Annotated in this window: 23 protein-coding genes; 11 read left to right on the top strand and 12 right to left on the bottom strand. The window is 45.1% G+C overall.

Annotated elements, in window-relative coordinates:
* Positions 1 to 11: 11 nt before the first annotated feature.
* Complete coding sequence (aceB, locus tag VJL_RS12745) at positions 12 to 1640, bottom strand: malate synthase A (RefSeq protein ID WP_038878396.1); 1629 nt, start codon at positions 1638 to 1640, stop codon at positions 12 to 14.
* A gap of 606 nt (positions 1641 to 2246) precedes the next feature.
* Positions 2247 to 3152 carry a hydrogen peroxide-inducible genes activator gene (locus VJL_RS12740; RefSeq protein ID WP_005424789.1) on the bottom strand — a complete coding sequence of 302 codons (906 nt, stop codon included), beginning with the start codon at positions 3150 to 3152 and terminating at the stop codon, positions 2247 to 2249.
* Between the two features lie 199 nt (positions 3153 to 3351).
* Here VJL_RS12740 and VJL_RS12735 point away from each other — a divergent pair, with 199 nt between their 5' ends.
* The 6 genes from VJL_RS12735 to VJL_RS12710 all read left to right on the top strand — a co-directional run bounded on the left by VJL_RS12735 (position 3352) and on the right by VJL_RS12710 (position 8074).
* Positions 3352 to 3960, top strand: coding sequence for a peroxiredoxin C (locus VJL_RS12735; RefSeq protein WP_005424820.1), 609 nt, complete (start codon positions 3352 to 3354; stop codon positions 3958 to 3960).
* Between the two features lie 276 nt (positions 3961 to 4236).
* Positions 4237 to 4980: a copper homeostasis protein CutC gene (locus tag VJL_RS12730; RefSeq protein ID WP_038878393.1), complete on the top strand. Its 744-nt coding sequence runs from the start codon at positions 4237 to 4239 to the stop codon at positions 4978 to 4980.
* Positions 4981 to 5046: 66 nt separating this feature from the next.
* Positions 5047 to 5823 carry a polyphosphate kinase 2 gene (gene ppk2 / locus VJL_RS12725; protein WP_038878390.1) on the top strand — a complete coding sequence of 259 codons (777 nt, stop codon included), beginning with the start codon at positions 5047 to 5049 and terminating at the stop codon, positions 5821 to 5823.
* A 9-nt stretch (positions 5824 to 5832) separates the two neighbouring features.
* The gene (locus VJL_RS12720; RefSeq protein WP_038878387.1) at positions 5833 to 6765 is read left to right on the top strand and encodes a LysR family transcriptional regulator; all 933 of its coding nucleotides are present in this window, start codon (positions 5833 to 5835) and stop codon (positions 6763 to 6765) included.
* 137 nt (positions 6766 to 6902) lie between these two features.
* Complete coding sequence (locus tag VJL_RS12715) at positions 6903 to 7541, top strand: YadA C-terminal domain-containing protein (protein ID WP_038878384.1); 639 nt, start codon at positions 6903 to 6905, stop codon at positions 7539 to 7541.
* A gap of 53 nt (positions 7542 to 7594) precedes the next feature.
* Complete coding sequence (locus VJL_RS12710) at positions 7595 to 8074, top strand: hypothetical protein (protein WP_038869543.1); 480 nt, start codon at positions 7595 to 7597, stop codon at positions 8072 to 8074.
* A gap of 3 nt (positions 8075 to 8077) precedes the next feature.
* Here VJL_RS12710 and phoU read toward each other — a convergent pair whose 3' ends face one another.
* The 4 genes from phoU to VJL_RS12690 are packed head-to-tail and all read right to left on the bottom strand — an operon-like array spanning position 8078 to position 13534.
* Positions 8078 to 8776 carry a phosphate signaling complex protein PhoU gene (gene phoU, locus VJL_RS12705; RefSeq protein ID WP_038869541.1) on the bottom strand — a complete coding sequence of 233 codons (699 nt, stop codon included), beginning with the start codon at positions 8774 to 8776 and terminating at the stop codon, positions 8078 to 8080.
* 31 nt (positions 8777 to 8807) lie between these two features.
* Complete coding sequence (gene pstB / locus VJL_RS12700; protein ID WP_005424834.1) at positions 8808 to 9626, bottom strand: phosphate ABC transporter ATP-binding protein PstB; 819 nt, start codon at positions 9624 to 9626, stop codon at positions 8808 to 8810.
* 2 nt (positions 9627 to 9628) lie between these two features.
* Positions 9629 to 11302, bottom strand: coding sequence for a phosphate ABC transporter permease PstA (gene pstA, locus VJL_RS12695; RefSeq protein WP_038878380.1), 1674 nt, complete (start codon positions 11300 to 11302; stop codon positions 9629 to 9631).
* A 27-nt stretch (positions 11303 to 11329) separates the two neighbouring features.
* A complete protein-coding gene (locus VJL_RS12690) occupies positions 11330 to 13534 on the bottom strand; it encodes an ABC transporter permease subunit (protein WP_038878377.1) in 2205 nt (734 codons plus the stop codon).
* Positions 13535 to 13742: 208 nt separating this feature from the next.
* Between VJL_RS12690 and ppk1 the strand changes: the two genes are divergently transcribed.
* Together ppk1 and ppx are read left to right on the top strand one after the other, a co-directional pair.
* Positions 13743 to 15833 carry a polyphosphate kinase 1 gene (ppk1, locus tag VJL_RS12685; protein ID WP_038878374.1) on the top strand — a complete coding sequence of 697 codons (2091 nt, stop codon included), beginning with the start codon at positions 13743 to 13745 and terminating at the stop codon, positions 15831 to 15833.
* Entirely contained in the window at positions 15817 to 17322 is a 1506-nt protein-coding gene (gene ppx, locus VJL_RS12680; protein WP_038878373.1) for an exopolyphosphatase, read from the top strand. The genes ppk1 and ppx overlap by 17 nt, the downstream gene beginning before the upstream one ends.
* 34 nt (positions 17323 to 17356) lie before the next feature.
* On the opposite strand, the gene VJL_RS12675 is transcribed toward ppx, so the two are convergent.
* Genes VJL_RS12675 through phoB form a run of 3 tightly spaced genes read right to left on the bottom strand, consistent with a single transcriptional unit; the run spans position 17357 to position 20350 of the window.
* Positions 17357 to 18322, bottom strand: coding sequence for a PstS family phosphate ABC transporter substrate-binding protein (locus tag VJL_RS12675; RefSeq protein WP_038878370.1), 966 nt, complete (start codon positions 18320 to 18322; stop codon positions 17357 to 17359).
* Positions 18322 to 19620 carry a phosphate regulon sensor histidine kinase PhoR gene (gene phoR / locus VJL_RS12670; RefSeq protein WP_038878367.1) on the bottom strand — a complete coding sequence of 433 codons (1299 nt, stop codon included), beginning with the start codon at positions 19618 to 19620 and terminating at the stop codon, positions 18322 to 18324. Before phoR ends, VJL_RS12675 begins: the two co-directional genes overlap by 1 nt.
* A 40-nt stretch (positions 19621 to 19660) precedes the next feature.
* The gene (gene phoB, locus VJL_RS12665) at positions 19661 to 20350 is read right to left on the bottom strand and encodes a phosphate regulon transcriptional regulator PhoB (protein ID WP_038869529.1); all 690 of its coding nucleotides are present in this window, start codon (positions 20348 to 20350) and stop codon (positions 19661 to 19663) included.
* 224 nt (positions 20351 to 20574) lie between these two features.
* Here phoB and rdgC point away from each other — a divergent pair, with 224 nt between their 5' ends.
* From rdgC to VJL_RS12650, 3 genes are all read left to right on the top strand, one after another.
* Entirely contained in the window at positions 20575 to 21489 is a 915-nt protein-coding gene (rdgC, locus tag VJL_RS12660) for a recombination-associated protein RdgC (protein ID WP_038878364.1), read from the top strand.
* Between the two features lie 166 nt (positions 21490 to 21655).
* The gene (trhP, locus tag VJL_RS12655) at positions 21656 to 23056 is read left to right on the top strand and encodes a prephenate-dependent tRNA uridine(34) hydroxylase TrhP (RefSeq protein ID WP_038869526.1); all 1401 of its coding nucleotides are present in this window, start codon (positions 21656 to 21658) and stop codon (positions 23054 to 23056) included.
* 2 nt (positions 23057 to 23058) lie between these two features.
* Positions 23059 to 23313 carry a YfhL family 4Fe-4S dicluster ferredoxin gene (locus VJL_RS12650; protein ID WP_005445273.1) on the top strand — a complete coding sequence of 85 codons (255 nt, stop codon included), beginning with the start codon at positions 23059 to 23061 and terminating at the stop codon, positions 23311 to 23313.
* Positions 23314 to 23354: 41 nt separating this feature from the next.
* Here VJL_RS12650 and VJL_RS12645 read toward each other — a convergent pair whose 3' ends face one another.
* From VJL_RS12645 to VJL_RS12635, 3 genes are all read right to left on the bottom strand, one after another.
* The gene (locus tag VJL_RS12645) at positions 23355 to 23663 is read right to left on the bottom strand and encodes a hypothetical protein (RefSeq protein WP_009705551.1); all 309 of its coding nucleotides are present in this window, start codon (positions 23661 to 23663) and stop codon (positions 23355 to 23357) included.
* Positions 23664 to 23997: 334 nt separating this feature from the next.
* Entirely contained in the window at positions 23998 to 24834 is an 837-nt protein-coding gene (gene mepA, locus VJL_RS12640; protein WP_038878361.1) for a penicillin-insensitive murein endopeptidase, read from the bottom strand.
* Between the two features lie 12 nt (positions 24835 to 24846).
* On the bottom strand, positions 24847 to 25179 hold the full coding sequence (locus tag VJL_RS12635) for a DUF1904 domain-containing protein (RefSeq protein WP_038869523.1): 333 nt from the start codon (positions 25177 to 25179) through the stop codon (positions 24847 to 24849).
* Positions 25180 to 25442: the final 263 nt, after the last annotated feature.

Raw genomic sequence — 25442 nt, 5'->3', positions numbered from 1 at the left:
AAATCTTTGGGTTAATCCAAGTAGTCATAACCTGGAATGGTTAAAAAGTTGGTCAGTTCATCACTTGTGGTGAGCCTAGCCATCAAATCTGCCGCTTCTTCAAATCGACCAGCTTGGTAGCGCTGCTCGCCAATTTCTTGTTTCACGACTTCAATCTCTTCTTTCAGATAGAGTTCGAACAGCTCTTTAGTGACCTTCAATCCGTTGTCAAGCGACTTACCGTGTTGAATCCATTGCCAGATAGAAGCACGGGAGATTTCAGCCGTTGCTGCGTCTTCCATCAGTCCGTAAATCGGCACACAACCGTTGCCAGAGATCCAAGCTTCGATGTATTGCAGAGCAACGCGGATGTTATGGCGCATGCCCTCTTCTGAACGTTCACCTTCGCACGGTTCAAGCAGCTCTGCGGCGGTTATTGGTGCGTCTTCTGAGCGGTTCACATCCAATTGGTTGGTGCGCTGCCCCAGTGTGGCACTGAACACTTCCATTGCGGTGTCTGCCAACCCTGGGTGAGCAACCCAAGTTCCGTCGTGACCGTTGTTAGCTTCTAGCGATTTATCGTTGTGGATCTTATCCAGTACTTTTTGGTTTTCTTGTGGGTCTTTAGCCGGAATAAAAGCTGCCATGCCGCCCATCGCAAATGCGCCACGTTTATGACAAGTACGCACCAACAATCTTGAGTAAGCGTTGAGGAATAGCTTGTCCATGGTTACCACTTGGCGATCTGGTAGTACACGATCTGGGTGGTTTTTCAGTGTCTTAATGTAGCTAAAGATGTAATCCCAGCGACCACAATTCAAACCGACGACGTGTTCTTTCAGTGAGAACAGAATCTCATCCATTTCGAATACGGCTGGTAAGGTTTCAATCAGTACAGTCGCTTTGATGGTGCCTGTATCCAAACCGAAATACTCTTCGGTGAAATGGAACACTTCGCTCCACCACTTCGCTTCATGATGCGATTGCAGTTTTGGAATGTAGAAGTAAGGACCGCTTCCCTTTTTCAGTAGCGCTTTATAGTTGTTGTAGAAGTACAGAGCGAAATCGAATAGCGCACCTGGAATGATCTGACCGTGCCACGTTACGTGTTTTTCTTCTAGATGCAGTCCGCGAACACGGCAGATCAACACCGCTGGGTCTTCTGCCAGCTGATAGTGCTTGCCATTGTCAGGATTGGTGTAGCTGATGGTGCCATTAACAGCATCGCGCAAGTTAATTTGACCATCCAGAACTTTACTCCACGCAGGGGACATCGAATCTTCGAAGTCTGCCATGAACACTTTTACATTCGCATTCAGTGCGTTAATCACCATTTTGCGATCAGTTGGTCCTGTAATCTCCACTCGGCGATCTTGCAGATCTTGCGGGATTCCGAGGATCTTCCAGCTTCCTTCACGAATGTCTTGTGTCTCTGGTAGAAAGTCTGGCAGTTCACCAGCGTCGATGCGTGCTTGCTTTCCTTCTCGTGCTTCCAGCAACTGTTCAACACGTCCGGCAAATTTTTCACACAGTAGAGATAAAAAGGTTTGGGCTTCAACAGGGAAAATTGCTTGATGTTCAGGAGCAACGACTCCATTCACCTCAAGCATGCCTTGGGTTTGCTTTAGTTGTTGTGTTTTTTGTTCTGTCTGAGCAAGCATAATCATTCATCCTTAACGTGCTTTATCCATCTTGGGCAGTCAGCCTAAAGCTACATTTGTAAGTTATGAACAACAAATTACATCCTTCGATTTGGTGTTCACTTCGCTTCGTTGTGTCTATACCTTGCGCAACCTGAATTGCTTTTTCAATCTAGACATAAGTCTTACAAGCCTTTAATTAAGCTAACCCAACAAAGGTTTAAGCGAAACCCCTCAAGTAAACAAAACGTTAAATTCAAAGTTTTATTCGGTATCAAACAAGTGTTTGATTTTTGAGTTTAATTTGTAAGTTATTACGTAATTAAATTACATTAAATTTACAGGTTATTTTTGAATTCAAACAAGCGTATGAATAGTGAGGCAGGAGAAAAATCCTTGTATTCACAAGGGCTAGGAAGAGGAAATTAAACGCGACTTAAACGCGTTACGCAGGCAGTTGTGTAAAATTAACATTGTGAAATTTCACTATTTTATGAAAGCTTCATGAAAGTTCATCTGTAAAATTTTACAAGTCAAAGTTCACGCACAGAATAAAATCCTAAAAAGCGCACTATTTCTAGTGCGCCTTTTGATATTAGATCGGGAGTAGCAGGCTAATACTAATCGCTAAAGCAGTTCAGAGACGACTTCTGCCAATTGATTGAAAGTGTTTGATCGTGACGAGCTTGGACGCCAAACCAAACCAATATCGCGATATGCTTGCTGACCTGGAGGGTCGATCACCACTAAGTTCTGGTTGTGTAGCAAACCATGATCAATCGCCATTTGCGGGATAAACGTGGTGCCCAGACCATTCGCCACCATTTGCACCAATGTATGAAGACTGGTTGCGGTGAATGGGTTGATCTTCTCTTTGTCCGTTAGCTTACATGCTGAAACCGCGTGCTCTGTAAGACAGTGCTCTTTCTCTAATAAGAAGACGGATTCATCTGGCAAGTCTGCATAACGGATCGGTACAGGTACGGAATCTGCTTGATTGGCGCTGATCACCATGCGAAACGGATCTTGACCGACTACACGACTTTCCATTCCTTCTATCTCTACAGGCAGAGCCAGAATCAATACGTCCAACTCACCGTGGCGAAGCGCTTGCAGCAAGTTAGTCGTGGTGTCTTCTCTTAATAGAAGATTTAATTGCGGGAAGCGGTAGTTCACCTCTTGAACAAGATCGCACAATAAGAAAGGTGCTATGGTCGGAATACAACCGACTTTAAGCTGCCCTTCCATATCATCGCCTTGGCATAAGCGACCCAGTTCAACAAGATCTTGCCCTTTGGCGAGCAATTCTCGACCTTGCTGCACCACCATTTCACCAGCTTGAGTGAAGACTAATGGGCTTTTTTTATCTTTCTTTTCGTAAAGTGGACAACCAATCAACTCTTCAAGGTTTTGGATGCCTTTACTTAAGGTGGATTGACTGACAAAACAACGCTCAGCAGCATCACTAAAATGTCGAGTTTCGTGCAGAGTGACCAAATAGTGTAACTGCTTCAAGCTAGGCCATTTATTCATAATTCTATTTGTATCTATTGCTGTTCCAGTGATCGAGATAATAGTTTTGGTGTTATCGCTTTTTTCGATGAACTCAATCTATTTATTTCGCTTTTTTCAATACTACAATCTGTACTATAGTTTGTCTCGCACAAACACGGACCAAACCTAAATAACTGAATGTAGGTTTGGAGCAAACAAAATTTTTAGGAGCAAAAAAATGGTACTAGTAGGTCGTCAAGCCCCTGACTTTACTGCAGCAGCTGTTCTAGGTAACGGTGAAATCGTTGAAAACTTCAACTTTGCAGAATTCACTAAAGGTAAGAAAGCAGTAGTATTCTTCTACCCACTAGATTTCACGTTCGTTTGCCCATCTGAACTAATCGCATTCGACAACCGTCTAGCTGATTTCCAAGCTAAAGGTGTTGAAGTAATCGGTGTTTCTATCGATTCTCAGTTCTCTCATAACGCATGGCGTAACACTGCTATCGAAGATGGCGGTATCGGTCAAGTTAAATACCCTCTAGTTGCTGACGTTAAGCACGAAATCTGTAAAGCGTACGATGTAGAGCACCCAGAAGCAGGCGTTGCTTTCCGTGGTTCTTTCCTAATCGACGAAGACGGTCTTGTACGTCACCAAGTAGTTAACGATCTACCTCTAGGTCGTAACATCGACGAAATGCTACGCATGGTTGATGCTCTTAACTTCCACCAGAAGCACGGCGAAGTATGTCCTGCACAATGGGAAGAAGGTAAAGCAGGTATGGACGCATCTCCAAAAGGTGTTGCAGCGTTCCTATCTGAGCACGCAGACGACCTAAGCAAGTAATAGACACTGCCGCCCAAGCTCAATGGGCGTGTTGGTTGGATGTATATATAAAGCAAAAAGCTATAGCGGGAAAACCGCAAACGCCAATCAGTCTAAGTAAAGTCTTAAAAAAGCCCAGAGTTTTGCTCTGGGCTTTCTTTTTATCTGTATTTTTGAAAAGCAAAAGAGGTAAACCGCGTGCAAAAAGTTTACCTCTATTTCCCTGCCTCTCTATAAAGATTCTCCTCTTTCGTCCTGCTAGTATTTGCTGTAATTACAATAATTCAGGACAACCTCATGAACACTCAATTAGAAGTCTGTATTGATAACATTGAATCTCTCCACAACGCGATTGCCGGTGGTGCAACCCGCATCGAGCTCTGCTCTTCACTTGCTTTGGGTGGCTTAACCCCAAGCTATGGCTTTATGCAGCAAGCCGCTAAATGCTCTACTATTCCGGTTTACGCGATGATTCGCCCTCGCCAAGGCGACTTCTTATACAGTGAGGAAGAAATCGAAATGATGCGTTGGGATATTGAAGCCGCTAAACAAGCAGGCTTGAATGGTGTCGTGCTCGGCGTGCTCACTCAAGACGGCGACATTCATATGCCGTACGCAACGGCACTGTGTGAATTTGCTCAAGCGCTTGGCTTAGGCGTGACTTTCCACCGTGCCTTTGACCAGTGTCGCGATGCTGAAAAAGCGTTAGAAGAAGTGATCAGCTTAGGCTGTGAACGCATTTTGACTTCGGGACTTGCGCCTTCAGCACCACAAGGGTTCGATGTGCTCAGAGCTTTGGTTGAGCAAGCGCAGGGACGCATTGCGATCATGGCGGGCGCCGGTGTGAATGCAGACAATGTAGGCCAGATCGTGGAGCAAGCCAAAGTCACCGAAGTGCATTTATCTGGCAAGACAACTCGCCCTAGTCACATGACCTTTATGGCCCAGCAAAGCAAAATGGGCGCTGCCGATGTGAATGACTTTTCGATTCCAGTCACTAACACTGAAGCTATCGCGAACATGGTAACAGCTCTCAATTAAGCGCTTTCAAATCCCGTCTTTGGTTATTGAGTGCTAACATATTGATAACTAAGGACGGGAGGAAACATGGCGAAACTGAAGAAAAAGGAATACGAAGAAGCACTAGAACATCTGCAAATTGAATTAGTTAAGCTCCAAGAGTGGGTCAAACACAAAGGGCTTAAAGTCGTGGTACTGTTTGAAGGACGCGACGCCGCTGGTAAAGGTGGCACCATCAAACGCATCACTGAAAAACTCAACCCTCGAGTCTGCCGTATCGCAGCCCTTCCCGCCCCAACAGAAAAAGAAAAAACACAATGGTACTTCCAGCGCTATGTGGCACACCTGCCTGCTGCCGGAGAAATCGTGTTATTTGACCGCAGTTGGTACAACCGTGCCGGTGTAGAGAAAGTCATGGGCTTTTGTACTCCCGACCAATATGAGGAATTCCTTCGTTCCTGCCCTGAATTCGAGCGCATGTTGCAACGCTCTGGCATCATCTTAATTAAGTACTGGTTTTCAGTCTCCGATGAAGAGCAAGAAAAGCGTTTCTTAGAACGTATCAATACCCCTATCAAACGTTGGAAGTTCAGCCCGATGGATTTGGAATCACGTAACCGCTGGGCAGAATATTCAGAAGCAAAAGATAAGATGTTTGCCTACACAGACACGAAAAACTGTCCTTGGTGGGTGGTCCCTTCTGATGATAAAAAGAAAGCTCGGCTGAACTGTATCAGTCATTTACTCAGCCAAGTCGAGTACGAAGAACTTGAGCATCCCGTTATCGAATTACCAGAGCTGAGTAAAGAAGGTTATGTTCGTGCCCCTATCGACGATCAAACCTTTGTCCCTGATAAATACTAGAGAGACACCATGGCGAAAAACTTGTTTCATACCCTTGATCTGAACTTACTCAAAACCTTTATGATTTTGATGCAAGAGCGAAACATGCGTAAAGCGTCACAACGTCTATTGGTCTCGCAGCCAGCAATCAGCCAAGCATTACAAAAACTGCGTCATCACTTTGATGACGAACTGTTTGTGAAAGTAAAAACAGGTCTTGAACCGACACCTTTCGCCGAATCTCTCGCCAACGATATTACGCCGCACCTCGATGGTTTAGCTGCCGCAGTTAATCGTTCCCATCAGTTTGATCCTATCGAAGTGGACAACAAAATACGTATTGCGCTTGCGCCAATTACAATGACTTGCTTGCCCGGTTTCCTCTTCGAACAAATTAGAATATTAGCCCCTAACGCCCAACTTGAACTGGTCGGTTGGTCAAACAGTACTGTGGATGAGATCTTAAAGGGTGAAACCCTGATGGGCGTAAACTACGAATTACTTCTAACCAACAAAGAGATCTACACGCCGAAGCTACTGGATTTGAAAGGGCGTATTTTTGTCCGCGAAGATCACCCAATCACCAAACCTCATGTTGAACCACATGATCTTGGCGGTTACCCAATTGCTTCTTTAATTTCTCCAGGGTGGAACGACAAATTTAGCTATGCATCTGAACTTCTAACCGAAATGGGCGTTGAACACAGCATTGGATTTCGCTCAGAAATGGTCTCTGCAATACTTGATGTCGTCAAACACACCGACATGTATTTACCTCACTCCAATTTACTTCCGGTTGAGCAATTTCCGGGATTAAGAGCCGTTGACGTCACGATTGATGGTCAACCACAAATGAAGTCTGTACATTGCCACATGCACGTCCGAAACCGGAATAACCCTTTAGTAAAATGGTTAACAGAGCTTATTCAACAAGGCCTAAAGTTACAGGCTGATAAGATTTGATTATCACCGAGATAATGATAGCCACTTAGTCATAAATCATACTTCTCAATAAGATAGCCCTGCTTTAAGGGAAATAACAAAAAGCGATTGCTTACAGTAAAGATGCTGTCCCTCGTTTACTTATTGAGAGTTCAGACATGTCTAAAAAAATTGTAAAGCTTACCGCTGCTTACACCCTTCTTGCATCTTTCAGCTCAATTGCAGCTGTTATCCCAGATCGCCCAAATCCAGGCATTCCAACCAACCCAATTCAAGGTGTGCCAGAGCAACCTCTTCTACCAGAAGTTGATAACGGTGTTCCTGGTGTACCAGATCGTCCACGCCCAGATTTACCGCCAACACCACCAATTGAAGCGGCGCCTGAACATCCAACGCTTCCAGAAGTAGATAATGGCGTTCCTCATGTTCCGGATCGCCCAACGCCACAGCTGCCATCAAACCCTATCGAAAATAATCCAACGGATGACCGTCTAAACCACTTAGAAGGCTTGGCTGCAGAATACAACTACCGCTTAAACCAGCAAGCAGAACAAATGGACGGAATCCGAGCAAGCTTACACGCTGTCACTAATGCTCGCCCTTATGCAACCAATGGTGAACTGGCAATCGGTGCCGGTGTGGGTTTTTCTGGTAGTAAAGAAGCAGTAGCGATTGGTGGTGCGTATGGTCTAAGTGATCAAGTAAGCCTGTCAGGTACATTCCACTACGAATCATCGGGTAAGTACTCCTCCTCTGACGTTGCTGGCGGCGTTGGTGTCCAAATTAGCTTTAGATAAAAACTGCACTCAATAAGTCCATAGCCAAGGAAGGCTTTTATTTAGGTAACTCTATGAAACGCAAATTCTTTCTCGCTGCCCTTATTCTCGCTCCTATTAGCGTCCAAGCTTCAGGTATTTATGTTTCTCCAGAAGTTAAGATTGGCTCATTTCGAGGGGCTGGTATCCAACTGGGGGCAACCGATATTGCGGGCTTTGATGCGCTGTATTTTGATTACTCTCAGATTACTTATAAGAGCGGTAATTATGATGAAACCATTGACGCCTACCGTATTGGCTTTCAACACTTATTTGGTCATCAACCACAGATGGGATTTCAAGCGAGCTTAGGATTAGCGCAGTACGATGGAACGTATCGCAATGAACGAAGAGATGCGAACGGATTGAGTATTGGTGGTGCTTACGTATATCAAGTTAACCCATTATTGTCGGTAAGAGCAGGGGCGGATTTAGACGTTTTCATGAACGATAAAACCCACACCTTTACTGATACGGCAATTAACTTTTCTCTGGGCTTTGGCCTGCGCCTTTAAGACTTACTTCAGTACGTCATCGATGCTTTGATCACCAAGGTGACGTACGTCTTTGCCTTTCACGAAATAAATGATGTATTCACAGATGTTTTGACAACGATCGCCCACACGCTCAATGGCACGTGCCGACCACATCACTTGCAGAATATGCGGAATATTTTTCGGGTCTTCCATCATGTATGTCATCAACTGACGAATCACCGCTTCGTATTCCGCATCCAACTTATCATCGAGCTTATGCACTTCTGCTGCGGCTTCTACGTCCATACGCGCAAATGCATCTAACACTTGGTGTAGCATCTGGATCGCTTGACGACATAGTGGCTCTAACGATACATGAAACTGACGTTCTTGCGATGATGGGCTTTCAATTGCGACATAAGCAATGCGCGTCGCAACATCACCAATACGTTCAAGATCGGTGATGGTCTTAATAATCGCCATGATCAAACGTAAGTCTTTTGCAGTTGGCTGACGCTTGGCAATGATACGGGTACAAGCATCATCAATAGACACTTCCATCGCGTTCACTTTATGATCATCACGCACAACTTTACGCGCCAGCTCGATATCTTCCTTATGCAAGGCTTGAATAGCATACGAGAGTTGCTGCTCTACCAAGCCGCCCATGGTAAGTACATGGGTACGAATCGATTCTAGCTCTACGTTAAATTGTCCTGAGATGTGACGTCCAAAGTGCATGGCTTTCCTTTAATCCTTAAGAGATCGTAACTTAACCGTAACGACCGGTGATGTAATCTTCGGTTTGTTTCTTCATTGGAGAAGTGAAGATCGAATCCGCATCCGAGTATTCAATCAACTTACCCATATGGATAAATGCAGTGTGATCACTGACACGCGCCGCTTGTTGCATGTTATGGGTAACGATAACTACAGTATATTGAGTCTTGAGCTCATTGATAAGCTCTTCAATAGTTAAAGTTGATATTGGGTCCAATGCCGATGTCGGTTCATCCAATAATAGAACTTCAGGTTCGATAGCGACGGCACGAGCAATCACCAAACGCTGTTGTTGGCCGCCAGAAAGTCCAAATGCGTTTTCATGCAGACGGTCTTTTACTTCGTCCCATAATGCCGCAGAGCGTAGTGAACGCTCGACCGCATCATCCAACATGCGACTGTTCTTCACACCTTGCAGACGAAGGCCATAAACCACGTTTTCGTAAATCGACTTAGGGAATGGGTTTGGGCGCTGGAACACCATGCCAACTCGGCGACGCAGCGTGGCGACATCCACACTTGGGTTGTAGACGTTCTTACCATGCAGACGTACTTTACCCGTCACTTTACAACCTTCAACTAAGTCGTTCATTCGGTTGATACAGCGCAGCAGTGTGGATTTACCACAACCTGACGGACCGATGAACGCCGTTACGCGCCCTTTCGGAATGCGCATGGAGATATCATGTAGCGCCTGAGCCTGACCATAGAAAAGATTAAGGTTCTCAATCGAGATAGCCGTTTGTTCATCCGTCAGGTTATGCACATCCAATGGTGGCTCGTAACCCAATGTATTATCAAAGTTAAACATGCTTAATCTTGTCCTAAAGTTCTGTATTTCTCTCGCAGATTATTACGAATGCTGATTGCTGTTAAGTTTAGTCCGACAATAACCGTCACGAGTAAGAAAGAAGTCGCGTAAACCAGCGGACGCGCAGCTTCGATATTCGAAGTCTGGAAGCCAACATCGTAAATGTGGAAGCCTAGGTGCATAAACTTTCTGTCCAAGTGCACATAAGGGAATTGCCCATCCACTGGCAAGCTAGAAGCTAACTTCACAACGCCCACCAGCATCAATGGTGCCACTTCCCCCGCAGCTCGGGCAATTGCGAGAATTAAACCTGTAATGATCGCAGGGGTTGCCATAGGCAATACCACACGCCACAACGTTTCGAACTGCGTTGCGCCCAACGCCAACGATCCATGACGAACAGAGCTAGGAATACGGGTTAAGCCTTCTTCCGTGGTGACAATCACCACCGGTAACGTCAAGACAGCCAGAGTCAGTGCTGACCACAATAAGCCAGGCGTGCCAAAGGTTGGAGCGGGTAATCGCTCGGCGTAAAACAGGTTATCGATAGAGGCGCCAATAGTGTAAACAAAAAAGCCTAAACCAAACACGCCGTAAACGATCGAAGGAACACCAGCAAGATTAATAACTGCAATACGAATCACGCGAGTAAGAGCATTGTTCTTGGCATACTCATGTAAGTAAATCGCCGCAACTACGCCCAATGGCATCACGATGATAGACATGATGATAACCAAGAAAACCGTCCCGAAAATTGCCGGAAAAACACCACCTTCAGAGTTCGATTCGCGAGGGTCTTCGGATAAAAACTTCCAAACCTGTTTCCCCCAATGGGCAACCTTCTCAGGTAATGACATTTGGTTTGGATACCAGTAGTCCAAAATATCTTCTAACGGAATCGCAACCTGAGTTCCAGTCATGTCTTCGACAATGAGAGAATAATCAGAGAAGCCTAAACGTAACCCATCAAGCTGAGTATCTAGCTTCGCGAGTTCCGCTTCAATTTCGGCTTTTCGTTGGCTATTGTTCACCAAAAACTCGTCCGTGATGGTGTCGTTGAGCTCGTGCTTGCGTTTATCTAAGCGAAGCTGCTCTAACTGCCACCCCAAGTCTTTTACTTGATCATCCACCAACATATCAATTTCATGATGTAAGGTTTCTGCATCATCGAGCTTCTGATCCAAAAGCGTTTGGATGTTGTTTTCGTAGCGTTTTTCCCCGTCTTGGAAGGCTACAAATTTACCGAAGAAGTAGCCACCACTGCTGCGTTCGATCACTGCCCATTCACTCGGCGTCGTCGGATCATCCAACTGTATTTTCAGCACAGAAATAAAATCTGATGGATACAATTCACGGTTAGCAATTTTGATGTTTAAGCGCGTCGCGAATTCTTCATCATCCTCGAGTTTATTCGCCGCATCTTCTGGTAGGTAACTTCTTGGTACAAAACTGCGCTCGTAAACTTGACCAACAAGAGTCGAGTTTTCATGCAACACTTCGCCCTGCACAGGAGTCAGCGCAGCAACATTCCATTGATAAAGTGGCGCGGGCCAGAAGTATGTGAGTCCCTTCCAACCAATCAACAGCAATAAACCAAGGACAGAAAGCAAGCTGATGCTTACCGCTCCCCCAGTTAACCATATCCAAGGTGCGCCAGAACGAATCCAATTTAACACGCTATTACTCGCTCTTTCATTAACTGATTACAACGCACGATATTTATCTCTCAGCCTTTGACGAACCCATTCCGCCAATGCATTCACCGCAAAGGTGAAGACAAACAAAATTAATGCTGATAGGAACAATAATCGGTAGTGAGAACTGCCCACTTCCGACTCTGGCAATTCAACCGCAATGGTTGCCGACAAGCTACGTAAGCCTTCTAGCACGTTCCAATCCATTAATGGTGTATTGCCCGTCGCCATTAACACAATCATGGTCTCCCCCACAGCGCGACCAAGCCCCATCATGATTGCCGAGAAAATCCCCGGACTGGCTGTCAGCAGGACGACATAAATCAAGGTTTGCCATGGCGTGGCTCCCAGAGCTAATGAGCCATCCGATAGGTGCTTCGGCACTGAGAAAATTGCATCTTCTGCAATGGTGAAAATCGTAGGGATAACCGCAAAGCCCATCGCTAAGCCAACCACCAGCGCGTTACGTTGGTCAAAGCCAATACCATGATCAGTCAGGAACAAACGCATGTCACCACCAAAGAAGGCTTGCTCAAGCATTGGCGATACCCACACACCTAAACCAATCAACAGCAAAATCAAAGGCATTAACACCAAAGCATGCCATCCGTTTGGCAGGCGGTTACGTATTGGTTGTGGGATCAGCGCCCATAGTCCGCCCATCACCATGGTGCTCAGAGGCAAAACAAACAGCATCACCACAACGGTAATCAGGTGGTCTTCCACAATCGGAGCGAACCAAAGCCCGGCAAGGAAACCAATGATAACCGTCGGCAAAGCTTCCATTAACTCAATTGAAGGCTTTACCACACGACGCATTCGAGGCGACATAAAATAAGCCGTATAAATCGCTCCTAGTACCGCCAAAGGTACCGAGAATAACATCGCGAACATCGCCGCTTTAATGGTCCCAAACGCAATAGGAACCAAGCTGAATTTCGCTTCGAAATCATCACTGGCCGAGGTCGATTGCCATACAAACTCTGGCTCAGGGTAACCTTCATACCACACTTTTTGCCATAAAGATGACAACGATACTTCTGGGTATGGGTTATCAACGAACGCCACATTTAACTCGTCATTTTGCCAAGTAATTAGATAACGCTCGTTATTCGACATTCCCGCCATCACAGGTGCCTGCTTGTATGCACGCTTAAACAGCACCAGTTTCTCGCTGGTGGTGTAATGGCTCTGCAACGTTCCGTTTGTGTAGAAGCTGTAAAAACCTTTACGGTGGGAATCCGGCAACAAGTACTTAAGCTCCGATGCCAACTTGAATTCACGAATGTGCGTCAAGGTGCGTTGATCACCTTGTAGGGTATCAAACCATTGAGAAACGTGACCATCGTTATGAGTAACCAAGATGGAATAAGCGCCAGCTAATAAGTCAATAGTTCTCACCGAATGTTTAGTATCACCTTGAGTAAGATCGATGACCTCACGCACAGAGAACTTACCTTCTCCTTTCACTAACACAATCAGCTCGGAGCCATTACGCAGGTACAAGTTCTTTCCGTCAGGTGTTAGTAACATTTGATCGGGCGAATCAAAACCTGATGAAAAAGTGTAATCAATGGTGATCGGTGGTGCGTCTAATAGCTGTGGCTCTTGCCAGCGAGCTTTAAGCACTCCTGTCTGAGTCTGCCATACTAACGTTGGGGTTTGGGTCGAAGCACTAAAAACAAACTGTGTTACCGGATCGCTGGCACTTGTTAGCTGCATATCCATGCCAGAATGAAAAGGAATGACCTCCGGTGGACGGGTATTTTCTCTTAGTGTCGCATTAAATTCTGGCTTAAAAAGGTGAGCGAAACCATTTTCATCAACTAATCCATACCAACCTAAACCAGGGGCAGATTGAGCAAACGCAACAGGGTTGCGAGCCATTTGCTGTGTGTATAAAGCTGGCTTACTCGGGTGATCCAGCGATAAGAAACGAACCTCCCCCGACTGGGTTAACACTAGTCCAATTTGAGAATAGTCATCGACTGAAATTGCGAGAGGTTTCCCACTTTGGGTTGCTCTAGAGGCATAATTGGTTTCGATCTCTGCATCAGAAAACAGAGGGATGATCACCATTGCAAGGTAAACAAAGATCAAAACAAGGGCGGCTAACACGCCTACACCACCGGATGTCACTGCAAATCGAACTAAACGATCTTTGATCAATCGCTTCTTATCTTTTTCCTGCAATGAAAACTCGGCTTGTGCCATTGATCTCTCTACCCTTTTTGACTTAGTACTAGAATATGTCGTTAAGATGACAATTATATTACAGATCACATTAAACGACTGAAAAGAATACAACTCTTATGCATGCCGTAGTATGAAATAAATCTGTAATGAAAAACTCATAATGTTCACACTCCTCTTTTATCCCTCGATGAGTGCGGATTCACTCTTTTTTAGGCTAGGTAAGGTTATGAGCGCAGAAAAACTCTATATAGAAAAAGAACTTAGTTGGTTATCTTTCAACGAACGAGTACTACAAGAAGCTGCCGACAAAACCGTCCCTCTCATTGAACGAATTCGATTTCTCGGGATATTTTCCAATAACTTAGATGAATTCTATAAAGTACGCTTTGCGGATGTAAAACGTCGGATCTTGATCAGCCAAGAACGCGGTGGAAGCGACAACTCTAAGCACTTGTTAACAAAGATGCAAACCAAAGCGTTGAAGCTAAACGAACAATTCGATGAATTATACAGTGAATTAATACGTGAAATGGCACGACGTCGGATTTTTTTAGTTAATGAGCACCAATTAGATGACACACAAAAACGTTGGGTAACCAAGTATTTTCGTAAAGAAGTCATGCCGCACATTACCCCTCTTCTTATTAAAGAAGATATTGATGTTCTGCAGTTTCTTAAAGACGAATACGCTTACATTACGGTCGATCTGCAAAAAGGCGATCAATCCCAATACGCTTTAATTGAGATCCCAACCGATCACTTACCTCGCTTTGTTATGTTGCCTGAAAAAAAAGGCAAGCGACGTAAAACGATCATTTTACTCGACAATATTATTCGCTATTGCCTTGATGAACTTTTTAAAGGCTTTTTCGAATACGATGCTCTTAACGGCTATGCGATGAAAATGACCCGTGATGCTGAGTACGACTTGCGTTACGAGGTTGAGTTTAGCCTGCTTGAACAAATGTCTGAAGGGGTGAATCAACGTCTTACCGCCTTACCTGTACGCTTTGTATATGAGCGAGATATGCCGCAAAAGATGCTCGATTTTTTATGCAAAAAACTACAGATTTCTAATTACGACAACCTCATCCCTGGTGGGCGCTATCATAATTTCAAAGACTTTATTGGTTTTCCTAATGTTGGCCGAGATTATTTAGAAAACAAACCGATGCCGCCAATGAAGTGTGCAGACTTTGAGGGCTATGCAAACAGTTTTGAAGCCATCAAAGCCAACGATATACTGCTGCACTACCCTTATCATACCTTTGATCATATTTCGGAATTGGTTCGACAAGCCTCGTTCGATCCTAAAGTCCTAAGCATCAAGATCAACATCTACCGCGTCGCCAAAGACTCGCGTTTGATGAACTCGTTGATCGATGCTGTACATAATGGCAAGGGAGTCACCGTTGTTGTGGAGCTGCAAGCTCGCTTCGATGAAGAAGCGAATATTGAGTGGTCCAAAATACTAACGGAGGCTGGTGTACATGTCGTCTTCGGCGCCCCTGGTCTTAAGATTCACTCCAAGTTACTGCTAATAAGCCGTCGTGAAGACGGAGAGATTGTTCGCTACGCTCACATTGGTACTGGGAACTTTCACGAGAAAACAGCACAAGTGTACACGGACCTTACCTTGCTGACCGCCGATCAAGAACTCACCGATGAGGTACGAAATGTATTTGGCTATATCGAAAATCCATACCGCCCGGTGAAGTTCAATCATTTGATTGTCTCTCCACGAAACTCACGAACACAATTATATCGCTTAATTGACAACGAAATTGCCAATGTCAAATCAGGAAAAAAAGCAGCACTGACCATCAAGGTCAATAACCTCGTCGATAAAGGCATCGTCAATAAACTCTACGGCGCGAGTAATGCTGGAGTAAAAATCAAGATGATCATTCGTGGTATGTGCTCATTGGTCCCAGGCATTGAAGGGGTGAGCGAGAACATTCAGATCATCAGTATCGTCGATCGCTTCCTAGAGCATCCTCGCGTTGTAATTACTCACAATGACGGCGAACCACAGGTGTACATCTCCTCAGCGGACTGGATGACTCGAAATATCGATCATCGAATTGAAGTTGCAGCCCCCGTCCGTGATCCACGTTTGAAACAGAGGATTATTGATATAACTAACATTCACTTTACCGATACAGTAAAAGCTCGCCTGATAGATAAAGAGATGAGTAACAGCTACGTACCGCGAGGTAATCGTAAAAAAGTTCGCTCACAAGTTGCCATCTACGACTATCTTAAAAATATAGAGAAGCAAATAAGAAAACAAAAAACCGATGCCTCAAATACTTGAACAAGATGTACGCCATATCGCTGCAATTGACCTCGGGTCAAACAGTTTCCATATGGTGGTAGCGAAAGTTGTCGGTAGTGATCTTCAACTTGTCAGTCGCCATAAACAACGCGTACGGTTAGCTGCCGGACTCGATTCAGAGCTCAATCTTAGCCATGCAGCAATGGAACGAGGTCTTGAGTGCCTCGCGATGTTCGCCGAACGCTTGCAAGGCTTTGAAGCTTCAAACGTAAGAATTGCAGCCACTCACACTTTAAGGCGTGCTAACAACGCCCATCTCTTTATCCAACGAGCCAAAGAGGTGCTGCCTTTTCCAATTGAAATTATTCCGGGCGAAGAAGAAGCTCGCCTCATCTATCTCGGCGTCGCACATACTCAAGCGGAATCTAACTCCAAACTGGTCGTCGACATCGGTGGCGGCAGTACTGAGATGATCATTGGTCAAGAGTTTGACCCAGAGCTTCTGAACAGCAAACAAATGGGTTGTGTAAGCTTTACCGAGCAGTTCTTCAATAACGGCAAACTGTCGCGGAAGAACTTCAGCAAAGCGATTCTCGCCGCAGAGCAACGCATGGAGTCCATTGCTGCAAAATACCGCAAGAAAGGCTGGGATATTGCCCTCGGCTCTTCAGGTACTATTAAAGCGATTCGCGAAGTCTTGATTGGATTGGGTCATGAAGATGGGCTGATCACCAACAAGCGTTTGGGTAAGCTCATCGACACATTGTGCGAATTTGAGTCCATTGATGATATCGAGCTTGTTGGTCTGACCGATGAACGCAAGCCAGTCTTTGCCGCTGGTGTAGCCATTTTGTCTGCCATCTTCCAATCACTAAAAATCAACCAGATGTTCTTCTCGGATGGCGCATTACGTGAAGGTCTGCTTTACGAGATGGAAGAACGCTTCGCCCGTTCTGATATTCGTATGCGCACCACAGAAAATCTAGCAAAACAACATCGCGTTGATATCGAACACGCAGCGCGCGTAAAAGGTCATGCAAGAGAGATGCTGTGCAATGTTCGTTCTGAACTTGATATCAAGAAGAAGAGTGAGCTGTTTGATTTACTAGAATGGGCTGCTTTGCTGCATGAAGTCGGCTTGAGCATCAGTCTGCGCGGTTTTCATCGTCACTCATTCTACATTCTGCTGCACTCCAACTTACCCGGCTTTAACCGCGAGCAGCAATTGGTATTGGCGACTTTAGCTCGCTTCCAACGTAAATCCCTTAAGTTGAATGAGTTCCCAGAGTTCAATCTCTACAAAGAGAGTGACATCATCAACTTAATTAAGGTTCTGCGTCTAGCCATTGTGGTCAACGGTCAACGCAATGATGATCCGCTGCCTGAGCTGACACTATCGATACAAGAAGATAAGTGGGTACTTACCTGCGTAGAAGAAGATTGGTTGGAGAACAACAAGCTGCTCGATGCAGATTTGCAGGAAGAACAGCAACGCTGGGAAAGCGCAGGATGGGCATTGAACTTCTAACCACGAACTCAATGAGATAAAGAAAAAGGTCGGCTTATAAACCGACCTTTTTTAATTCCTCTGCAGCGAAATCGGCAGTAATCGGAACATAACCATCTTTCGCAACCAGCGCTTGCCCTTGGGCAGAGAACATAAAGCGAATGAACTCAGCTTCAATTGGGCTTAGCGGGTAATCAGGATGTTTATTCACGTATACATAGAGGTAACGTGATAGTGGGTACTTACCTGAGATGATATTTTCACGCACAGGGCTAACGTAATCTGTGCCTGTTTTCGCAATTGGGACTAAACGAACACCCGCCACGCGATAGCCTACGCCTGAATAACCTACACCACTAATCGTAGATGCAACAGACTGCACCACTGATGCAGATCCCGGTTGCTCGTTCACACGAGTTTTAAAATCACCGCCACACAAGGCATTACTTTTAAAATAGCCGTACGTACCCGATACTGAGTTACGCCCAAACAGCTGCAAGTTACGTTTTGCCCACTCGGCTTTGATGCCTAACTCACGCCAGTTGGTGATGAACTCACTTTCACCGCAGCGCAATGTCGCCGAGAACATCGCATCCAACTGATGAAAGTTAAGCCCTTTGATTGGGTTGTCTTGATGAACGAAGATGCCAATCGCATCAATTGCAACACGAAGTGCCGTTGGCTTGTAACCATGTACACGCTCAAATGCTTCGATTTCACGCATACGCATTGAACGACTCATTGGACCGAATTGCGCCGTTTGTTCCGTTAACGCCGGTGGCGCAGTCGATGAACCAGACGCCTGAACCTGAGCATTAATGTTCGGGTAGATAGATTTAAACTCTTCTACCCAAAGCGTGGTCATGCCTGCTAACGTATCTGAGCCGACAGACAATAAGTTACCCGCAATACCCGTCGTCTTTTGATAATTCGGCAACGGTTGATCTTGTGCAAATGCCACGCTGGAGAGCACCAACATGGCTAGAGTGATTTTCTTAATAGCTTTGGATACGACACTCATTACTTCACCACCAAACGACTTGGTAGGATGAAAGAGAACTTACTGCCGACACCAACTTCACTGTAGATTTCGAGGTGAGAGTCATGGTGGCTCAATGCGTGCTTCACGATGGCCAAACCGAGACCACTGCCCCCCGTATCACGAGAGCGTGCTTTATCCACGCGATAGAAACGTTCGGTCAATCGATGTAAGTGTTGTGGCTCAATACCATCACCGCTGTCTTCAACCTCTAGACAAGCACCTTGTGCGGTTTGATACCAACGGACATTAACGTGAGCACCTGGAGGGGTGTACTTCACCGCGTTGTAAACCAAGTTGGAGATAGCACTGCGTAACTGGTCATCATCACCAAGGACACGTAAGCTAGAATCAACATCGAAAGTCAACAGGTGCTGATCATCACCACTCAAACTGACCGCTTCTTTCTCAAGCACTTCTAACATACTTGGTACGTTCACAACGTCTTCTAGCTCATGCATTGGCGCAGCTTCGATCTTAGACAGCGTTAGTAACTGGTTCACCAAACTGTTCATTCGGTTTAGCTGCTCGGTCATTACACCATGTGCTTTACTCCACATTGGACCAACGATCATGTCTGGATCTTCCGTCATCTCTAAATAGCCTTGCAGTACCGTCATAGGGGTACGTAGTTCATGAGATACGTTAGCGAAAAAGTTACGGCGCATACCTTCAAGCTGTTTAAGCTGGCTCACATCACGTACCACCATCAAATGTTCGCCTTCGGTGTAAGGCACGATACGCAGCTCTAACATACGTTCGACGTTGAGCGGCGAGCGCATTTCTAGCGGCTCAGAGAAATCTTGCTTGTTGGTGTACTTGATAAAATCAGGAGTACGGATGAGATTAGAAATAGGCTGTCCAGAATCTTCTGGCCAGTGGAATCCTAAAAGGTGCTGAGCAAGCTTGTTACACCACACAATATTGCCTTCAGCACGAAAAACCACTACCGCATCCGGTAGCGATTCAGCACCATTACGGAAACGGCGAATTAAATTGGTGAGCTCTTTACGTTTTCGACGCTGACGTTGTTGTAAGCGGTATAAACCGTTAAACAAAGATTCCCAGTTACCACTACCTGATGGTGGGGTCAGACGCTTTTCATCCCATAACCAAGCCGATAAGCGAACCTGATTATGCAGATGCCAGACAAGCTGCAAAGCCGTAGCCGCCAGAAGCAACCACGGCATATAACCGAATATCCATCCTATGATCACCCAAGGGGTGTAAAAAAAAGCCAGCTCCCAGGCCAGCTTTTTCCAAGTTAATCTTTCAACCACTCATTACTCCAGAAATGGTATTGATAAGCTGCTAGCGATGTTATGCCTTCGTCGAGAAACGGTAACCTGCACCACGAACGGTTTGGATGAGTTTGTCGTGACCTGCCGCTTCAAGTGCTTTACGCAAGCGACGAATGTGTACGTCAACGGTACGGTCTTCAACATACACGTTGGTGCCCCAAACGTTGTTTAGCAGTTGTTCACGACTGTAAACGCGCTCTTGGTGCGTCATAAAGAAGTGCAGCATCTTGAACTCTGTTGGTCCCATATCAACCGCTTCATTATTTGCGGTCACGCGGTGAGAAACAGGGTCCAACTTCAGACCTTGTACATCAATCACATCTTCAAGCGCTGTTGGCGTTACTCGGCGAATAACCGCTTTAAGGCGAGCCACTAACTCTTTTGGTGAAAAAGGCTTAGTGATGTAATCGTCTGCACCAACTTCAAGGCCACGAACCTTGTCTTCTTCCTCACCGCGAGCTGTTAGCATTACGACAGGAATATTGCGCGTTAACTCTTCACGCTTCATGTGTTTGATGAAGTTGATGCCACTACCACCAGGTAACATCCAATCTAGTAGCACTAAATCTGGGAAGGGTTCAGCCAGTTTAGTTACCGCAGTATCATAATCTTCTGCTTCTACTGCTTGATAACCTTTCTGTTCAAGCACAAAGCACAACATTTCGCGAATTGGAGCTTCGTCTTCAACAACCAGAATCCTTCTAGACATAATTGAGTAACCTTATGTTAGTTAAGCTAATGAATTTAAGAGACCAAGCGCCCCTCTATGCATAAGCATTATTACCATCAATTATGACACTTTTGTGACCTTTGAAAACAAATTTTCATATAAGTTTCTTTTGAGATTCATCATGATCTTTTTCAATTCTATTAGGACATCAGTCGGAAAATTCCCTATGATTAGTCCCTTGTCATCAAGCCTAGAGAAGATTTATGTGGTTTAAAAACTGTCTGGTATACCGTGTTAACCGTGAGGTTAGCTTCAACGCCGATCAACTAGAAACTCAACTTTCAGAGTTCCGATTTACCCCTTGTGGTAGCCAAGATAAACAAAAATTTGGTTGGGTTAGTGCAATGGGCAGACACGGCGACATGATGACGCACGTTTCTGAAAACCGCATTCTTGTTTGCGCTAAGAAAGAAGAGAAAATGCTTCCTGCATCAGTGATCAAAGATTCATTGAATGCCAAAGTTGAAGCAATGGAAGCGCAAGAAGGTCGCCCACTCAAGAAGAAAGAGAAGGACAACCTCAAAGATGACATCGTGATGGATCTACTACCACGCGCATTTAGCCGCAGTAGCCATACTCACGTGCTTATCATGCCAAAAGAAGGCTTCATCCTTGTTGATGCAAGCAGCTATAAAAAAGCAGAAGATGTATTGGCACTATTACGTAAAACAATGGGTAGCCTACCTGTTGTGCCTGCAATCCCTGAAGTCGCGATTGAAACGACCTTGACTGAATGGGTGAAAACTGGCGACACGCCACAAGGCATTTCTATGATGGACGAAGCTGAGCTTAAGTCTGTGCTAGAAGAAGGCGGTGTGATTCGTTGTAAGAAGCAAGAACTGACAACTGATGAAATCCGCAACCACATCGCAGCGGATAAGGTGGTGACTAAGCTAGCACTGAACTGGCAAGATCGTATCGAATTCATCATGGCAGAAGATTCTGGCATCAAACGTCTGAAGTTCTCTGATGAACTAAAAGATCAAAACGATGACATCCCACGCGAAGATCAAGCCGCTCGCTTCGACGCAGACTTCTCTCTGATGTGTGGCGAGTTCAGCGCTTTCCTACCAAATCTATACGAAGCATTGGGCGGTCTACCAAACCCTAACGCTTAATTTCGTACAAAGATTAATCATAACGCCCTCACTTTTTTTGAGGGCGTTTGTTTATCTAAACCATAATTCTCCTAGTCACAGGTCACATTTTGACGTAAAATTTGCGCCCCATTTCCATGAGGTGGAATTGGCCTGACTTGTGATCAGATACTAAGAGAATTGAGCAATGACAACAGAGAAAGCATTCGTACCAGAGCTACTGTCTCCAGCTGGTAGCCTTAAAAACATGCGTTACGCATTCGCCTACGGCGCAGATGCAGTATACGCTGGCCAACCTCGCTACAGCCTTCGCGTACGTAACAACGAGTTCAACCACGAAAACCTACAAATCGGTATCAACGAAGCGCATGCCCTAGGCAAAAAGCTTTACGTGGTATGTAACATCCAACCGCACAACTCTAAGCTTAAAACTTTCATCCGTGACCTTAAGCCAGTGGTAGAAATGGGCCCAGACGCACTTATCATGTCTGATCCAGGTCTTATCATGATGGTTCGCGAAGCGTTCCCAGAAATGCCAATTCACCTGTCTGTACAGGCGAACGCAGTAAACTGGGCAACTGTGAAGTTCTGGGCTGCTAACGGTGTTGAGCGTGTGATTGTTTCTCGTGAGCTTTCTCTAGAAGAAATCGAAGAAATTCGCGAGCACTGTCCTGAAACTGAACTAGAAGTTTTCGTTCACGGTGCTCTATGCATGGCCTACTCTGGTCGCTGCCTACTGTCTGGTTACATCAACAAACGTGACCCTAACCAAGGTACTTGCACTAACGCATGCCGTTGGGAATACAAAGTAGAAGAAGGCAAAGAAAACGACACTGGCGACATCGTAGAGAAGTTTGACCCAACGGAAGCGCAAGCAATCGAAGTCGCTGACGAGCGTCCTGAGACAACCATCGGTCGCGGCAAACCAACCGATGAAGTCGTTCTGCTTTCTGAAGCGCATCGCCCTGAAGAAAAAATGGCAGCGTTCGAAGACGAGCATGGTACTTACATCATGAACTCGAAAGATCTTCGCGCAATCCAACACGTTGAGCGCCTAACTAAAATGGGTGTTCATTCATTGAAGATCGAAGGCCGTACTAAGTCGTTCTACTACTGTGCTCGTACTGCACAGGTTTACCGTAAAGCAATCGATGATGCGGTCGCTGGCAAGCCATTCGATGAAAGCCTAATGGGCACATTGGAGAGCCTAGCTCACCGTGGTTACACAGAAGGCTTCCTACGTCGTCACACTCACGACAGCTACCAAAACTATGACTACGGCTACTCTGTATCAGACGCTCAGCAATTCGTTGGTGAGTTCACAGGTAAGCGCCGTGGTGACATGGTAGAAGTAGAAGTTAAGAATAAGTTCATCGTTGGTGACAGCCTAGAGCTAATGACGCCAAAAGGTAACGTAATCTTTACGCTAGAAGCGATGGAAAACCGTAAGTCAGAATCAATTGAAGACGCAAAAGGTAACGGCCACTTTGTATTTATCCCTGTACCAGAGGATATGGATCTGGAATACGGCCTGTTGATGCGTAACTTAAATGCAGGTCAGGATACCCGTAACCCAACTGGTAAGTAATCATGGCACTACTTATTACCGATAAGTGCATCAACTGCGACATGTGTGACCCAGAATGCCCTAACGGTGCAATTACTATGGGTGACAGTATTTTCGAGATTGACCCTGCTCTATGTACAGAGTGTAAAGGTCACTACGAAAAGCCAACATGCCAGTCAGTGTGTCCTATTACGAAATGCATTATCACCGACCCGAATCATGTCGAAACTGAAGAGCAATTGCTAGAGAAGTTTGTAATTATTCAAGGGTTAGCGTAATCGAAAGAGGTTCAACTTTGCCGACAAAGTTGAACCTTTTTTTAACCCGATTTTTCGATAGGATAGATATTACAAAACAGCTCTTTCTCGAAGTGATACTCTAACCTCTCACGCCAATTTTCAGCTTGCGAGACAGGGATCAGATAAAAGTTCTCCCTACTTGTATCAGTAACGAAAGCCATTCCATATTGCATCAGCTCGTAATGCACGTCATTAACAAAACCTGGGTCAAGGCGTTGGCGCCCAGTCAGGTGATTAACATCCTCTCGAGTCAAAAAGACTCCTTTAGTATCACTGCTAAATCTGTGTCTTAACCACTCTGCAAACTCTTTTGCACAAATCATAGTCATGGTTTTATCCTTGATTAACTCTCGATGGGAAAGCCTCCTTACCCACCTCAATACACTTGTCTGCGTTGTCGTTTGTCTTTCACCAACCAACAGACATATTGCTAAGAAATCAGAGAATCGCGACGAAAAGATCTTTCTTAATATGAGTTGCCACAACATTTAAAAATAATGCAACTCTTTGTTTATATAAGATTTCTATAATATGCCACAAAAACCTAAAGGTCAGTTTTTGTACTGGTATTATTCACTGTAGACAAAAGTATGATCTTTCTCCAGTTTCATAATAGAGATCCAGAGAAAGCATATTTGGTATTTCGTTGGTAGGACTCACCACTTATTTCTGCGTAATGAGCGGCTGGCATTGTGTTGGCAGTATCTTTTTCTTCTTCGGTTTAGGCGTTACCTTAGTTTTTTTGGTCACAGGTGGAGGCGTTGCTTTCGGCTTCCAACTTGCTAACTCTGCTCCACAGCCATCTCCTGCAGGTGGTGGCGCTTGGTTAACACAATTAGAGCTCGACTCAGGGCAAGTTAATCTCACGTGGAAGTGGTAATGATGCCCCCACCAAGGCCGAACCTTACGTAACCAATTTCGGTCTTTCTCACCTTCTTGCTTACATAACTGCTCTTTAATCACTGGATGAACAAAGATACGAGCAACATCTTGACTCTTCGCGGCACTTCGAATCAGTTCAAAGTGCCTATCTTCCCAACGGTGTTCTAGAATCTTGTATTTTTTAAGATCTACGACACTCATGGGTTTCGGAAGTTGAAGCTCATTATAAGAAAGCGGTTCATCGGCCAATCGCAGCCAAATATCAATATCTAGGCCAGTTTGATGACTAGAGTGGCCAGAAGAAAAACGTCCACCACGAGCTAGGGATAAGTCCCCAATAAGTAACGTTGTGTTGAGATCTTTACTGTTTTTTTTCGCTAACTCTTCAACAAAGCTTATTGTATGAGGATGCCCATAGTAACGCTTCGTTTTACTGCGTAAAACCTGATAACCAATACCATCAAGCGGGAGAGGAGAAGCACCATCTAAACAGCCATTCGCATAACTGCCGATAGAAGAGGATGTGTTATTTGTGGGACCAGAGACCTGCTCCCACGGAGTAGCAGAAAGAGAAGCTGAGAATAGAAAACTTAAACAAAAAGAAAGACTCAGCTTCATCACGCTCATTCCTTAATAGTGGTCACCATTATCATAGTAGCCTTTAGGAGAGAGTGCAGAGAAAATTACCGCAACATCGATATCTTCACCGGCAATACCACGAACTTGCTCAGTAATCGCTTTAGCCACTTTATTCTGAGTCTCTTGCCCACGGTCAAACCACAGAACTTCAACAAAAGGATATGCACTGCTTACTTCACCTTCACTGAAGAAAGTACTGTAGATGTATTCAAACGTGAAGTCTTCACGAGGACATTCCATTAATGGCTGTAATTCGTCAGTAAGAGGCTTTGATAAAGCTTGAACAGTTTGAGGCTCTACTGCGCGAAATCGAAGATGTGGCATAGACTTGCTTCCTAATTATTAGAATTCAGCGCCGATGATAACAGGAAGTCACCTTCTAATCACGTTGAGCACTAGCTATGCACTACAAAATAGCACACATACCGCGAGACATAAGTATGACTGACAATTTGAGGGAGAAGCAGAAGCAGAAAAGTGATAAAACGAAAAAGGCTCTAGCATTTCTGCTAGAGCCTTAAATATGGCAGGGGTGGAGAGATTCGAACTCCCAACACGCGGATTTGGAATCCGCTGCTCTGCCAATT

Origin of the sequence: Vibrio jasicida CAIM 1864 = LMG 25398 (genome assembly GCF_000400365.1) — a bacterium.
Taxonomy (GTDB): domain Bacteria; phylum Pseudomonadota; class Gammaproteobacteria; order Enterobacterales; family Vibrionaceae; genus Vibrio; species Vibrio jasicida.
The sequence above is the reverse complement of the archived record's forward strand: the minus strand, read 5'-3'. Positions and strand labels throughout refer to the sequence as shown.